This window comes from Prochlorococcus marinus str. NATL2A (assembly GCF_000012465.1).
Taxonomy (GTDB): domain Bacteria; phylum Cyanobacteriota; class Cyanobacteriia; order PCC-6307; family Cyanobiaceae; genus Prochlorococcus_B; species Prochlorococcus_B marinus_B.
Genome location: NC_007335.2, coordinates 828,386 through 842,592 on the forward strand (window position 1 = coordinate 828,386; position 14,207 = coordinate 842,592).

The 14,207-nt window shown below is 35.8% G+C and carries 17 protein-coding genes and 1 pseudogene; 5 read left to right on the forward strand and 13 right to left on the reverse strand.

Annotated elements, in window-relative coordinates; all coding sequences use genetic code 11:
• The first annotated feature begins 167 nt into the window (after positions 1-167).
• Positions 168-437 (forward strand): hypothetical protein, encoded by a 270-nt coding sequence (locus tag PMN2A_RS04375; protein WP_011293822.1) that lies wholly within the window; start codon positions 168-170, stop codon positions 435-437.
• A 348-nt stretch (positions 438-785) separates the two neighbouring features.
• Here the strand turns inward: PMN2A_RS04375 and PMN2A_RS04380 are convergent, their stop codons facing one another.
• Positions 786-1,088 carry a DUF2103 domain-containing protein gene (locus tag PMN2A_RS04380; protein ID WP_011293823.1) on the reverse strand — a complete coding sequence of 101 codons (303 nt, stop codon included), beginning with the start codon at positions 1,086-1,088 and terminating at the stop codon, positions 786-788.
• Positions 1,089-1,190: 102 nt separating this feature from the next.
• On the opposite strand from PMN2A_RS04380, the gene petN reads away from it, so the two are divergent.
• Positions 1,191-1,292, forward strand: a complete 102-nt coding sequence (gene petN / locus PMN2A_RS10085; RefSeq protein WP_011293824.1) for a cytochrome b6-f complex subunit PetN — start codon at positions 1,191-1,193, stop codon at positions 1,290-1,292.
• 143 nt (positions 1,293-1,435) lie between these two features.
• Here the strand turns inward: petN and psb29 are convergent, their stop codons facing one another.
• Positions 1,436-2,035, reverse strand: coding sequence for a photosystem II biogenesis protein Psp29 (gene psb29 / locus PMN2A_RS04385; RefSeq protein ID WP_011293825.1), 600 nt, complete (start codon positions 2,033-2,035; stop codon positions 1,436-1,438).
• Positions 2,036-2,120: 85 nt separating this feature from the next.
• On the opposite strand from psb29, the gene clpP reads away from it, so the two are divergent.
• A complete protein-coding gene (clpP, locus tag PMN2A_RS04390; RefSeq protein WP_011293826.1) occupies positions 2,121-2,711 on the forward strand; it encodes an ATP-dependent Clp endopeptidase proteolytic subunit ClpP in 591 nt (196 codons plus the stop codon).
• A 10-nt stretch (positions 2,712-2,721) separates the two neighbouring features.
• Here clpP and ftsH read toward each other — a convergent pair whose 3' ends face one another.
• The 3 genes and pseudogenes from ftsH to pyk form a co-directional block, all read right to left on the reverse strand.
• On the reverse strand, positions 2,722-4,644 hold the full coding sequence (gene ftsH / locus PMN2A_RS04395; RefSeq protein ID WP_011293827.1) for an ATP-dependent zinc metalloprotease FtsH: 1,923 nt from the start codon (positions 4,642-4,644) through the stop codon (positions 2,722-2,724).
• 140 nt (positions 4,645-4,784) lie between these two features.
• The gene (locus PMN2A_RS04400; RefSeq protein WP_011293828.1) at positions 4,785-6,014 is read right to left on the reverse strand and encodes an ABC transporter permease; all 1,230 of its coding nucleotides are present in this window, start codon (positions 6,012-6,014) and stop codon (positions 4,785-4,787) included.
• A gap of 39 nt (positions 6,015-6,053) precedes the next feature.
• Positions 6,054-7,478, reverse strand: a pseudogene (gene pyk, locus PMN2A_RS04405) (pyruvate kinase); the annotation flags it as partial.
• 78 nt (positions 7,479-7,556) lie between these two features.
• Here pyk and PMN2A_RS04410 point away from each other — a divergent pair.
• Positions 7,557-7,886, forward strand: a complete 330-nt coding sequence (locus PMN2A_RS04410; protein WP_011293830.1) for a nucleoside triphosphate pyrophosphohydrolase family protein — start codon at positions 7,557-7,559, stop codon at positions 7,884-7,886.
• A gap of 7 nt (positions 7,887-7,893) precedes the next feature.
• Here PMN2A_RS04410 and PMN2A_RS04415 read toward each other — a convergent pair whose 3' ends face one another.
• From PMN2A_RS04415 to ilvA, 3 genes are read right to left on the reverse strand one after another with little or no spacing between them, the layout of a single operon-like run.
• Positions 7,894-8,196, reverse strand: a complete 303-nt coding sequence (locus PMN2A_RS04415; RefSeq protein ID WP_011293831.1) for a YggT family protein — start codon at positions 8,194-8,196, stop codon at positions 7,894-7,896.
• Positions 8,197-8,220: 24 nt separating this feature from the next.
• Complete coding sequence (scpB, locus tag PMN2A_RS04420; RefSeq protein ID WP_011293832.1) at positions 8,221-8,727, reverse strand: SMC-Scp complex subunit ScpB; 507 nt, start codon at positions 8,725-8,727, stop codon at positions 8,221-8,223.
• Positions 8,728-8,783: 56 nt separating this feature from the next.
• Positions 8,784-10,319, reverse strand: a complete 1,536-nt coding sequence (gene ilvA, locus PMN2A_RS04425) for a threonine ammonia-lyase, biosynthetic (protein WP_011293833.1) — start codon at positions 10,317-10,319, stop codon at positions 8,784-8,786.
• A 119-nt stretch (positions 10,320-10,438) separates the two neighbouring features.
• On the opposite strand from ilvA, the gene dxs reads away from it, so the two are divergent.
• Positions 10,439-12,325: a 1-deoxy-D-xylulose-5-phosphate synthase gene (dxs, locus tag PMN2A_RS04430; RefSeq protein WP_011293834.1), complete on the forward strand. Its 1,887-nt coding sequence runs from the start codon at positions 10,439-10,441 to the stop codon at positions 12,323-12,325.
• Positions 12,326-12,394: 69 nt separating this feature from the next.
• On the opposite strand, the gene psaK is transcribed toward dxs, so the two are convergent.
• From psaK to rpmB, 5 genes are all read right to left on the reverse strand, one after another.
• Positions 12,395-12,655 carry a photosystem I reaction center subunit PsaK gene (gene psaK / locus PMN2A_RS04435; protein WP_011293835.1) on the reverse strand — a complete coding sequence of 87 codons (261 nt, stop codon included), beginning with the start codon at positions 12,653-12,655 and terminating at the stop codon, positions 12,395-12,397.
• Between the two features lie 70 nt (positions 12,656-12,725).
• Entirely contained in the window at positions 12,726-13,070 is a 345-nt protein-coding gene (locus tag PMN2A_RS04440; RefSeq protein WP_011293836.1) for a DUF3593 domain-containing protein, read from the reverse strand.
• The gene (locus PMN2A_RS04445) at positions 13,067-13,375 is read right to left on the reverse strand and encodes a DUF2499 domain-containing protein (RefSeq protein WP_011293837.1); all 309 of its coding nucleotides are present in this window, start codon (positions 13,373-13,375) and stop codon (positions 13,067-13,069) included. Before PMN2A_RS04445 ends, PMN2A_RS04440 begins: the two co-directional genes overlap by 4 nt.
• Complete coding sequence (locus PMN2A_RS04450; RefSeq protein WP_011293838.1) at positions 13,368-13,922, reverse strand: peroxiredoxin; 555 nt, start codon at positions 13,920-13,922, stop codon at positions 13,368-13,370. Before PMN2A_RS04450 ends, PMN2A_RS04445 begins: the two co-directional genes overlap by 8 nt.
• 16 nt (positions 13,923-13,938) lie before the next feature.
• The gene (gene rpmB, locus PMN2A_RS04455) at positions 13,939-14,175 is read right to left on the reverse strand and encodes a 50S ribosomal protein L28 (RefSeq protein ID WP_011293839.1); all 237 of its coding nucleotides are present in this window, start codon (positions 14,173-14,175) and stop codon (positions 13,939-13,941) included.
• Between the last annotated feature and the right edge of the window lie 32 nt (positions 14,176-14,207).

Consider the following 14,207-nt stretch of genomic DNA (forward strand, 5'->3'; position numbering starts at 1 on the left):
GATATTATACCAATTAAAATATATACCATTTTTATAAAAATGGTATAGTCATCTACTTCTTTTATGAGTATTTACTCTTAATCTACTTTCCTTTTGATTTCTAAGATTCTTCTTATTGATTTTTCGATTAAAGATAGTGTATTATTTTTGAGGATGAATTGTATTCAATGGCAAAAAGAAGACGTAAACTTAGTCCTGAATTAGAGAAAAAAATTTCATTAGCTAAGAAGCAAATCGAATTAATTACAGCCATAATTCATGATATATATGAGGATGACATACAAGAAGAATATAAATCTGCATTTTTACCTGTAATGAGTGCCTATCTTTCTCTTGAGCAAATGTATAAGGAAGTCGGTTTTAATGATGATACTTCCAGTCTCCATGAACTTTACTTAACGAATTTAGACAAATTTAAAAATGAATATGAACTTTAATCTTTGAGTTTTTTATTCTTTTAGTTTTATTAATTAGGCCAATAGCAAAATGATTAACTATTTTTAATCTTTTGTGTAAATTATTTTGATTTAAGATTTATATATAAAACTATTTTATAGTTTTTGATCTTTTTTGATTAAACTTTATTTAAATCTGTTTTTTTTATTAATTAACATAGCTTTTCTGTTTTAGAGAATTATATTTATAAAAATAAGTGACTATTTCTATGGCAGATAACCTATACGACATTGACTCGGCGATGAATATGATCAAAGAAGATATCATAAAAGAACTTTCTGAATGTGTATCTAAGCAAAATAAAAATGTGTACTATCGACAAGGTTCATCTAACAACCTTTCTTTTTCCGATAAGACTTTGGATTAGTTTCTTCAATTATTTTTTTAATTTCACTGTCAGCCAACCTTGTAACTAGGAAGACCTCTTGGACCAGTCTACCTTTCCTCGCTAGGAGCTTATAACCTTCATTTGTTTTCACTGTAACTTTTAGTTCAAGCTTCTCACCTCTACCGTTAGTCTTTGATAGCGAGGCGGGTGTAACTGTTTTTACCTCTTTGCTTGCTGCAATTTTCTTCAACCATTTAATTAGGCCTTCTATATTTGTGCTGTGGTTTTGGACAAGTCTTCCCATTTTTAGATGCCTTTTTTCGGATTTTTTAATTTCTTTTGATTTCTCTGGGAGTGAAGTACTGACCTTTCTGATAAGTTATAATTTAAGAAAATAATCCTAGTCATGATCTTTACTTTGGGTTGGGCTTCATTAGCTGCGATTTTCACCTTTTCTATAGCAATGGTTGTTTGGGGTAGAAACGGTGATGGCTCGATTGATCTATAGCCATAGCTATGCCTATAGACTTTAATCTATATAGTTTTTTATCATTTTTTTCTATTGCGCTTCTATCATTTATCACAATAGGTGTGATCTATATTAGTTATATTGATTGGAAGGATAAAAGACGAAAAAAATGACATCTATTTTTATTTAGTTTTTAGGTTTAGTGCGATAATTTCTAATGCTTGTTTCATCTTCTCAATATTTGATTTATACATACTTATATCTTTCTCAACCCTTGAATATTGGTAGCCAAGAGATTTAGAAATATCATTTATTTCTTTATTAAGATCTTCCTCTTTTACTTCCTTAAATAATGGCATTTCGCTAACTAACTTATATATACCAATAGCATTGATACGACTATAGTAGTCATAGCCTTTGTTATCGTTATTCGTTTTTGATAGAAATGAATTTAAATCTTCTTTTGTAAATGATTTCGCATTGCTAACTAATTGTTCTGAGGAGTTATTTATCTCAGTTGGGTTAAAACCATTACAATTGCATATTGCGTCGAATAGCTTTGTAGCATGTTCGCTGGGTTTATACCCACTCGTAAATTTACTGAATACTTCTTTCAATCCTGTAGAAAAAATTGAATCTTTCTTAAAGTTTTTCTGATGACTCAACAGGTGAAGTTCTACTAGCAGTTCATCTGCAAGCTTTCTATAAATAGCTGGAATTACATAAGGAAATTCCTTATGGAAGTCAGATTTGCTGTCTGAAATTGTTGCTCTAACGCTCAATGCCAAACCTAGTTAATTCTTAAGAGACCTTAGCTTATCCCCCGACTTAGCTAGGATCATGAAAACCGACCATTATTATCGTTCAATGATTCCAATAGTTATTGAAGAATCTGGAAGAGGAGAAAGAGCCTTTGATATTTATTCAAGGCTTTTAAGAGAAAGAATTGTTTTTTTGGGTGAACCAGTAACAAGTGATTCTGCTAACAGAATTGTTGCTCAACTCCTTTTCCTTGAGGCTGACGATCCTGATAAAGATATCTTTCTGTATATCAATTCTCCAGGTGGATCTGTTTATGACGGCCTAGGGATTTTTGACACAATGCAGCACGTTAAGCCTGATATTCATACCGTTTGTGTTGGACTAGCTGCAAGTATGGGCGCCTTTCTGCTTTGTGCAGGTGCAAAAGGAAAGAGAAGCAGTTTGCTCCATTCAAGAATAATGATTCATCAGCCACTGGGAGGTGCAAGAGGTCAGGCGAGTGATATAAGGATCCAAGCTGATGAAATCTTATTTATAAAAGATAAATTAAACAAAGAATTATCCGATAGAACGGGTCAACCCATTGAAAGAATTAGAGAGGATACAGACAGAGATTTTTACATGTCTCCATCTGAAGCCATCGAATATGGAATTATTGATAACGTCTTTAATAAAAGGCCAATAAATTCAGTATGAAATTGAACTACTATTTTGCATCCGGTAGAACAGGTATAAATCTATCTTTCTCAGGAATAGTCGTATATTGAGATAATATTTTGCAGAATTCATCTCCATCCATAGTTTCCTTTTCGATTAAAATTTCAACCAATTTATCCATGGCTGATCTATTCTTTTCAACCAATTCAAGTGTTTCTTGGTAGCACTTTTTAACTATTGATCTGACTTGTTCATCAATTTGCTTTGAAATTCCATCTGATATATCAGATGTGTTCATTAAGCTTCTTCCTACAAATACTTCTTGGCTATCACCTTCTAATGAAACTGGACCGAGGCTGCTCATGCCAAACCTCGTAACCATTTGCCTTGCCATTGATGCAACCATTTGTACATCACCTCCAGCCCCAGTTGTTACTTCTTCTCTTCCGAAAATAATATCCTCTGCAGCTCTCCCTCCAAGAGCCCCCATAATTCTTGCTTTTAATTGTGCCCTGCTAATCAAAGACTGATCATCATCTGGAGAGAACCATGTCAAACCCTGTGCTTGTCCTCTTGGGATAACAGTTACTTTTTGAACAGGATCATGATCTTTTACCAATGACCCTATCAAGGCATGACCAACCTCGTGATAGGCGATGAGTCTCTTGCTTCTTCCATCTACTAGTGGTGTCCCTTCCATTCCTGCAATGATGCGATCAACAGCATCATCAATTTCAGAAAGACCTATTTGATTCTTTCTTCTTCTGGCTGTAAGAATAGCTGCTTCATTTAGCAAATTGGCTAAATCAGCACCTGTAAAACCAGGGGTTCTTCTAGCAATACTTTCTAAAGTTAAATCCTTTTCTAATTTTTTATTTCTTGAGTGAACTTTGAGAATTGACAATCTCCCTGATATGTCTGGCGCGTCAACGGTTACTTGTCTATCGAATCTACCTGGCCTCATCAATGCTGAGTCAAGAACGTCAGGTCTATTTGTAGCTGCAATGATGATGATTCCACTATTACCTTCAAATCCATCCATCTCAGTCAGAAGTTGATTGAGTGTTTGCTCTCTTTCGTCATTACCTCCTCCAATTCCAGCACCCCTCTGTCTTCCGACTGCATCAATTTCATCAATAAAAATCAAGCAAGGACTGTTTTCTTTGGCTCTTTTAAATAAATCTCTGACACGACTTGCACCTACACCTACAAACATTTCTACAAATTCTGAACCTGAAAGAGAGAAGAAAGGAACTCCAGCTTCTCCAGCAATAGCCTTTGCTAATAGGGTTTTACCTGTTCCTGGAGGACCAACTAGTAAAACACCTCTTGGTATTTGAGCCCCTACAGATGTAAATCTTTCAGGTTGTTTTAAAAATGTGACAACCTCTTCTAAATCCTGTTTCGCTTCATTTACTCCTGCTACATCATCGAATTTGACACCAGTCTCAGCTTCCATTGCAAATCTTGCTTTTGTTTTACCAAATTGCATAGCTTGCCCTGGACCGCCTGGCATAGAGTTTGATCTTCTTGAAAGTAAAATCAGACCTCCTATTAGAATAATTGGAAAGAGAAGGTTGCCAAGAATTCCAACTCCCGCTGGTGCCGTTTTAGGTGGATGAATGTCAAAACTGATTCCCTCATCTTTTAGGGAGGAGACTAATTCAGGAGCCAAACCTGGTAGATCAACTCTTAAACGTTGAATTCTGTTATCAATTTCGGGATCAACGGACTCGACGATTGCATTTCTACCACCTTCGTAAATGTCAACAGAAGTTACTCTTCCAGCTTTTACATAATCAAGAAATCTTCCATAACTGATCTTTGCAACCGGAGCATTTCTTGATGGATTAGATGTATTTGTTTGATTAACTTGGGTATTTGTTGAAGAGCCAAGAATTTGCCACGTAATTAGTATTACTATCGTTATGGGTAGCACCCAAAGTGCTACAACTTTCCATTTCTTATCCATAATTCTTTAAAACTTTGAACGATTCTAATAGTGCAATGCCCCTTTCTGTTGGATGGTTTCATCAGTTTCTCAGAAAGATTTAAAAAATTATATTTCGAAAATTCATGAAATAGCCAATACTTTTGATAGACAAATCATATTTATAAACTTCTAAGTGCGGTAATTGGATCTAGTTTTGCGGCTCTTTTTGCTGGCAGAACACCAAAAGTCAAACCTATTGTACCGGAAATTATAACTGTTATGAAGACAGTACCAAGTCCAATTGTTGCAGGTAGAGGTGTTAATAAGGCTACAACTTTTACAGTGGTTAGTCCTAAACCTGTTCCTGCAATACCGCCTAGACTAGAAAGAATTAATGATTCAATTAGGAATTGTGTTGATATGTCAAGTCTTCTAGCTCCTAATGCTTTCCTAAGGCCTATTTCTTCAGTTCTTTCGCTAACAGATACCAGCATGATATTCATAATACCTATTCCACCAACTAATAATGAAATACCTCCTATTGCAGCAAGCATTAATGTTAAACCGCCCGTAATAGTTGAAACTATTTGCAAAGCATCTTTTTGAGATCTAACAGCAAAGTCATCATCTCTAATTATTTTATGTCGTTGTCTTAATAAGTTTGTTATCTGAAATTTTGCAGCCTTTGTTGATTTTTCATTTATTGCTTCAACACTTATGAAACTTAGACTTACTCCATAGGTTGGATCTTTACCAGTAATTCTGCTGACCATTGTGGATAAAGGAATGTAAGCGTTTTCGTCTTGATTATTTCCAAACACAGCACCTTTAGGCTTCATTACTCCCACAATTTCAAAAGACTGATCTTTTATTCTTATCCGCTCTCCCAAACCTTCTCTATTTTTAAAAAGTTTCTCTTCAAGATCGGGACCAATTACCACTACGTTCTTAGCTCCTTTTGTATCTTGATTATTGATAAAACGTCCTTTTGCAATTTCAAAGCTTCTTACAATTAAGAAGTCACTTGTAACGCCTGAAATAGAACTACTAGTACTTTTAGAACCAGTTTGGATGACTTCATTAGATGATATTTGTGGGGCGACTCTTTTAACAGTAGGAACTTGTTCTTTTATTGCTTTTGCATCTTTAAGAACGAGATTCTTGGGAAAAGCCACTCCTCTTCTTCTTGTGTCATTATTCCCAGGAACAACAAATAAAACATTTGCTCCAAGATTGCTTAGTTGATTTTCCGCAAGATTTTGTGCTCCTCTCCCTACACCTACAAGTGTTATGACAGAAGCATTTCCAATCACTATCCCTAGCATTGTTAATAAGCTTCTAAACTTATTTGACTTAAGATTCTTTATTGCCATTCCCGAAGTTTCAGCAAGCGGGAGTTTTCTTTTCATATGTTTTTAGATAAATAAAGATTCATTTTCATCTTCTGAACTAACTATCCCAACCTTTACCAAGTCTGTTGACCCACTTACACCTGAAAGTGTTCCAGCTGTCTCAACAACAAGATCTCCTTGCTTGAGGATTTTCATTTTTTTGGCCATATTCATGGCATCATCAAATGTTTTTGATGTGCTTGTTTGATTTTCTATTAGAAGGGGCGTTACTCCCCAGACAAGTTGAAGCGTGCTGGCAACACTCTTTTCATTAGTTACTGCCAATACTGGAGTGGGAGGTCTAAACTTGCTTACGTTTTTAGCGGTAGCACCACTTTTTGTTAAAGGTATTATTGCTGCAGCGTTTATTTGTCTAGCAATACTGCTTACAGCCGCACTAATCGCATTTGGAATAGTGCTTGGAAGATGACTTTCTAATGCTTTTTGTGGATAATCTCGTTCGATTCTTTTCGCAATAGTAGCCATAGTCGCCACAGACTCAATGGGATAATCACCCACCGCAGTCTCATTTGAGAGCATTACAGCATCCGTGCCATCGAGTATTGCATTTGCAACATCACTCACCTCAGCTCTTGTAGGCCTTGGGCTTGAGGCCATTGAATCAAGCATTTGTGTGGCTGTAATAATTGGTATGCCAAGGCTGTTTGCCTTTTTGATAAGTTGTTTTTGTAATAATGGAACTTCTTCTGCTGGCATCTCTACACCTAGATCTCCTCTAGCCACCATGACTCCATCACATAATTTTAAGACAGCGTCTATTTGATCAATTGCTTCAAATTTTTCTATCTTCGCAACTACTGGAGTGTCATATCCATGATTTCTAATTAAATCTTTTATTTCTATTAAATCAGATGGATTTCTTACAAAACTTAGTGCTACCCAATCAACACCTTGTTTTAAACCAAATGCTAGATCTTTTTTATCTTTGTCTGTTAAAGCCCTTATGGAGAGTTGAACATCAGGAAAATTAACTCCTTTGTTATTTGATAGAACCCCACCCACAGTTATTGAACAAATTAATCTTTGTTCTTTTAAATCTACTTCTTCAACTTTCATCTCAACCCTTCCATCATCCAACAGAATTCGATTCCCAACATTTACTTCTTCAGCTAGCTTGTCGTAAGTGACATTTGCTTGGTCCTGATTACAGTCAATATTTTTCGATGTAAGAATAAATTTATCGCCATTTTTGACATTAACTGGGCCATTTTTAAATCTACCAAGTCTAATCTTAGGCCCCTGAAGATCCTGAAGAATTCCTATGTGAATGCCTAGATCATCAGAAACTTTTCTAATTGTTTTTATTCTTTGAGCATGTTCTTCATGATCTCCATGACTAAAATTTAGACGGAAAGTAGTCGCACCGGCCTCTACTAACTTGCTTATTTGACTCGCACTCTCAGTTGCGGGTCCTATGGTAGCTACAATCTTGGTCCTTCTGGCTAGGTCGAGTATTTTCATTTATGTGACTTGTGATAACAAAAAACTAACATCTGATTGTGTTTTATTTGTCAACTTTACTTTTTCAAGAGAATAAAGATGGAATTAAATGATTATCAAAGAGAATCTCGTAAGACAGCTCTTTATCCTGATGTTGGTAGCAATGCTATTTATCCAACCTTAGGTCTTGTTGGTGAAGCAGGGGAGGTCGCTGACAAAGTAAAGAAAATCCTAAGAGACAAAAAGGGTGTATTTGATAAAGATAGTAAGGATGCAATTAAATTTGAACTAGGTGATGTTCTTTGGTACATATCCCAGCTCTCGAGTGAACTGGGTTATGAATTGGAAGAGGTCGCTCATGCAAACTTACAAAAGCTAAACAGCCGAAAAGTTCGAGGAAAAATTCAAGGCAGTGGTGATAATCGATGAACTTCAACTATCCATACATTTGAAATCCTCCCATCGCCAATGCAGCTGCATTTCCTAGAATTCCTTGAACGACTCTAATAACAACAAAAGCTAAAATAGGAGATAAATCTAAGCCTGCTAATGGAGGTATAATTCCTCTGAAAAAATTTAGATAAGGATCAGTAATAGCACACAAATTTACAAGTATGGGATTACTCATATCAAGATTTGGGAACCAGGTCAGCAAAACCCTAATGATCAATATTGTTGAATAAATTCCAAGTGTTTTTAAAAGTACAAGAAGAATTGTCGGAATAATTTCGTAGCCCATTAGCCTTTGATTTTTTGTATTATATTACGCCGCCTTTTTGTCTTCTGCTTGATCTGGTTCAGGTAATACAGAAAATGTTTGATGAAATTTTTCTGAGAGAGTTAACCAGAAAGAACGTCCATCCTTTTGCCGCCTTCTTTCAACGAAGTTTTTTTCTACAAGCTCTTTAATGTGATCGTATGCGCCAGATCCTCTGAGATCAACCAATTCTGATTGGAGTATTTTCTTTTTGAGTGCAACAGTCGCCAATGTTCTTAATGTCGCAATCGATAAATCTGCTGGAAGGAGATCTTGAACCAACTCACCTAGCCCTTGCCTTAATTCCAAGCTGTAATGACTTTTGTTTTCGTTTATTTCTAGAGAAGTGTCACGCTGAGCGTATCCAGCCTTAAGTTCCCAAAGTGCTTTTTCAATTTCAGCAATATCTTTATCCAGTAATTCAGCCATCTCTTTTGATGATGTTGGCCTTCCTTTGAGATACAGGATTGCCTCAATCTTCGCTGGTAATGAAATTTGTATGCTCTCACTCATAACATTAATACCAAAATTATTTTTCTGTATATCCAAAATTAACGCGTCTAATTAAACTATGCACCTAAAAATAATTTATATGCTGGATTATCTGTCTCATCCCAATTTTTATAACCTATTTTTTTGACAAACTCATTCCAAGCTTGAATCTCGGAATCGTTTACTAATACACCTATTACTATTCTTCCAGTATCAGCACCATGGTTTCGATAATGGAAGATGCTTATTGTCCACTCTGGTCTCATTGAGTTAACAAATCTCATTAAGGCACCAGGCCTTTCAGGAAACTCAAATCTATATAGCAATTCTATATATTCTCCTTTAGATATTTGACTGATTGCTCTTGGTAGCCTGCCGCCAACCATATGCCTGAGATGAACTTTTGATAATTCATCATTACTTAAATCATGACAATCAAAACCTCCCCTTTTGATCTCAGCTGTTAATAATTCCCTATCATTATTATTCGAAACTTCTACACCCATAAATATTTGAGCTGTTTTACCTTCTGAAATCCTGTAACTAAATTCAGTTAGACTGCGTGACCCAAGTGTTTTGCATAAAAGTTTTAAACTGCCCGCTTTTTCTGGAATTCCTACTGCAATCATAGCTTCTTTTTCTTCACCTAATTCGGCTCTTTCTGCTACAAATCTTAGTCGTTCAAAATTCATATTTGCACCACAAGCTATTGCAACTAGGTTGTTGTTTTTTAACTGATTATTTACAACATGTTTTTTTAAGCCAGCTATAGATAATGCACCTGCTGGTTCAAGAATTGATCTTGTATCCTCGAAAACATCTTTTATCGCGGCGCAAATTTCGTCAGTACTTACAGTAACCATTTCATCAATATTTTTTTTGCAAATCGAGAACGTCGTTTCTCCTACCTTCCTTACCGCAACTCCGTCTGCAAAAAGGCCAATACTCTCAAGTTCAATAGGCTCATTTGCCTTTAATGAAAGTGTCATTGCGCAGGCATCTTCTGGTTCAACACCAATAATCTTTGTATCTGGCCATATTGCTTTTACGTACGCACTTACACCAGCAATAAGTCCCCCGCCTCCAACAGCTATGTAAATCGCATCAGGCGGAGTTTGACTTTGTCTAAGTATTTCTAGACCTATTGTTCCTTGTCCTGCTATGACTTCAGGATCATCAAATGGATGTATGAAAGTTAGATTTTCTTTCTTAGATATATCTAGTGCCTTTCCATAGCACTCATCATAAGTTTCACCGAAAAGAATAACTTCTGCCTTGTGTGATTCAACTGCCCTTACTTTCATAACGGGAGTTGTCAGTGGCATAACAATTACTGCTCTGCATTTCAGGAATGATGCACTTAATGCAACTCCCTGTGCATGGTTTCCAGCGCTTGATGCAATTACTCCTTTATTTAGCTCTTCCTTGCTCAGCTGAGACATGCGGTTAAATGCACCTCTTAACTTGAATGAAAAGACAGGTTGAAGGTCTTCTCTCTTAAACCAAATGTTATTTTCGAATTTTTTGCTTAAGTTTTTCGCCTTTTCTAATGGGGTTTCTTCAGCAACGTCATAAACGCGAGCTCTTAGTATTTTCTGTAAATAGTCCTCCATATCTAGTTTTTCAACGATTTTTGATTTTTGTGTTTTCTACATTCCATTTGTTCTTGTGCAAGTTTTATCAAAATGTACGGTAGACCTCGTAGATTGGAGGGATTCAATCTCAGAGTTATATGCGTCTGAGCCAGTTAAGTCATCCAAATGAGCTTCATGGCTTAGCCATTAGTGAATTGGAAGATGTTGCTTGCCAAATTAGAGAAAGGCATCTTCAAGTAGTTTCTACTAGTGGTGGGCACTTAGGTCCAGGTCTTGGTGTTGTTGAGTTAACAATTGCTCTCTATCAGACTTTAGATCTAGATGTAGATAAAGTTATTTGGGATGTTGGACATCAAGCTTATCCTCACAAGTTACTTACGGGAAGATATAACCGATTTGATTCTCTCAGACAGCAAAAAGGCGTAGCTGGTTATCTAAAAAGAACAGAAAGTAAATTTGATCATTTTGGAGCTGGACATGCGAGCACATCAATTTCTGCCGCTCTTGGTATGGCTATTGCTAGAGACCGAAAAGGGGAAGATTATAAATGTGTTGCAGTAATTGGAGATGGTGCTCTTACCGGTGGAATGGCTTTAGAGGCTATTAATCATGCAGGACATCTTCCAAAAACACCTCTTTTGGTTGTCCTAAATGATAATGATATGTCGATTTCTCCTCCTGTTGGAGCATTATCGACTTATTTAAATCGTATGCGTCATAGCCCGCCTGTTCAATTCATATCTGATAGTGTCCAAGAAAGTGTGAAAAATCTTCCTTTCATGGGAGATGCTATACAAGAGGAATTTAAATCTCTTACTGGCAGCGTTAGACGTTTAGCAGTTCCAAGTGTTGGTGCAGTTTTTGAGGAATTGGGTTTTACTTATATGGGTCCTGTAGATGGGCATGATATTGCCGAATTGACTAGAACATTTAATGCTGCGCATAAAGTTGGTGGACCTGTAATGGTCCATGTCGCTACTACAAAAGGAAAAGGTTATCCATATGCTGAAGCTGATCAGGTTGGTTACCATGCTCAGTCTTCCTTTGATCTAACAACAGGAAAATCTATTCCTTCTAAAACTCCTAAACCTCCAAGTTTTAGCAAGGTATTTGGTCAAACTTTAGTAAAGCTTTGCGAGCAAGACAGCAAAATTGTAGGTATTACTGCTGCAATGGCAGAAGGTACAGCTTTAAATCTTTTACAGAAAGCTATTCCTGATCAATATGTTGATGTTGGTATAGCAGAACAACATGCTGTAACTCTTGCTGGTGGTATGGCTTGCGAAGGCATCAAACCAGTTGTTGCCATTTACAGTACTTTTTTACAACGTGCATATGATCAGTTGATCCATGATATTGGAATACAGAATTTACCTGTAACTTTCGTATTAGATAGAGCTGGAATTGTTGGTGCTGATGGCCCAACTCATCAAGGGCAATATGACATTAGCTATTTAAGGTGTATTCCAAACTTTACTGTTATGGCTCCAAAAGATGAGTCTGAATTGCAGCAAATGTTGGTGACCTGTATTAATCACAATGGTCCATCAGCTCTAAGGATACCTAGAGGTTCTGGAGAAGGTGCAGCTTTGATGGAGGAAGGATGGGAATCTCTGGAAATTGGTAAAGCTGAGACTTTAGAAGAGGGCGAAAACTTATTAATTATTGGTTATGGCTCTATGGTTTTCCCAGCAATTAGAACAGCAGCAATACTTAAAGAATTTGGAGTCAATAGTACTGTTATTAACGCTCGCTTCATAAGACCATTAGATGAGGATACTATTCATGAGGCAGCAAAAAGAATTGGCAAAGTAGTAACAATGGAAGAAGGAACACTATTGGGCGGCTTTGGATCTGCTGTTGTTGAATCTTTTAATGATAATGATATTTTTGTCCCTACATTAAGAATTGGAATACCAGACAAATTAGTTGATCATGCAACGCCACAACAAAGCAAAGAATCGCTTGGCTTGACACCAGAAATGATGGCTGATCAAATTAGAAATAAATTTAATTTTAATTAATTATCAAACAATAAAAAAAGGATTATTGATTAATAATCCTTTTTTTTCTATTTAATTTAGAAACTTAATTTATAAAACGCCTCTAGCAGCAAGACCCAATATTGATCCTATTCCTAATACATGACCTAAGCAGTTTGCGGCTACAACAGAACCATGACTTAGCCCACCAAAAAATTGAGAATTAGGAATTGGGAACCCTTCGTTTGGCTTTTCAATATTTGATCTTGCAATTGCATAAGCAAGTATATTGCAAATGATCATCACAACGGCACATTTTGGAGACCACTGAAATGTCACTGGATCAGCTGCTGCTAATAATGTTGTGAGCATCTTTTATCCCTATTGAATAAATACATTATCAACCATAAAGATTGATTTTGCGTCAAATGTTACTTACCTCTTAAGAGTTTTTTACTTCTGCTTTATTTTTAAATGACTGGAGCATCAAAACAAAACCGTAAACAACAAATGCATCGCTAATCGTTAAGAACGATTCTGCTAGTCCATGCAGTACATCAACATTTGTTAATTCATCCCCAAAATAAATTTGTGCGATTATTGCAAAAACAATCGTCATGAATACAAATAAAAGAGTTAACTTAAAGCCAATAAATGATATTTTTGGTATCGCTTTTGTTTTGCCCGCGTAACGCAGAAATACTAGATAAGGGATTAGTGAAATGACGAAAAATGGACTGGGGTCAATTCGTGCTATTGAATCAAGACTAAGAATTGAAATATTCATTGGTTCGATTGTGATGACTCAGACCTAAACAAGTTCCAAGCAGCAAATGCAAGACATATATTTCCTACAGTTGTAAGAGCCGCCTGTAGTACAACTAATCCTTTTAATTCAATACTGTTGTCGAATATATGCCATGTGATTGCTGCCATAGCACTAGCTAAATTTGGCAACATTGCTAAAGCAAAATAACCCAAAGCCTTGTTATTGGTTATTGATGAAATATAGTCAATTATTATTATTGCAATTGCCCACTCAAATAGAGTCGCAATATGGATAAACCATGTTCCTAAAGATAGTTCATGCATATATTTTTTGTTGTTTAGTAAGCTCTTTTAAAACTTCTTGAGCATGTCCAATTGGTCTTACTCCTATCCATTTATATACAACTATACCTTCTGGGTTGATCAGAAATGTATTTCTTTTTGAGTAGGGATCTAACCATGAATCGTATGACTTGCTAATTACTGAATTTGCATCTGATAGTAATGTATATCCAAGATTTTCGGATGTACAAAATGATTCGTGCTCTTCTTCACTATCTGCACTGATCCCAACTATTGAGGCATTAATTTTATTATATTTAGAAAGATTATCCTGAAAATTTTTAGCCTCTAATGTACAACCACTTGAGAAATCTTTAGGATAAAAATATAAAACTAACCATTTTTTTGAAAAATCATCCAATGACCATTGCTTTTTATTTGGGCTGTTTTTGTTATATCCATTCAACAAAAAATTGGGTGCCTTTTTGCCAATTTTAACTGAATTTATACTTGCAAATAGTCTCGAAGGTTTAATAAATAAAATACTAGAAAATAAAATAAAGGATTTTATAAATTCACTTCTTTTCATTTGATAAAAATCAAATTTAAAGTTTGTTTAAATCAACCCCTAATGATTTGGCATATTTTCCTAAACCTTTTTTTTGAATAGTTTTTAGTGCTCTTGTCGTAACTCTTATATTAATCCATTTGTTTTCTTCTTCCCACCACAATCTACGCTGCTGCAAATTTGCTTGCTGCAATTTTTTAGTTCTGATATGGGAATGGCTGACTGACATTCCGTTATTAGCCCTTGTGCCTGTAAGTTGGCAAACTCTAGACATTTTTTAATCTTATTCGTTTATTTATTCTATCA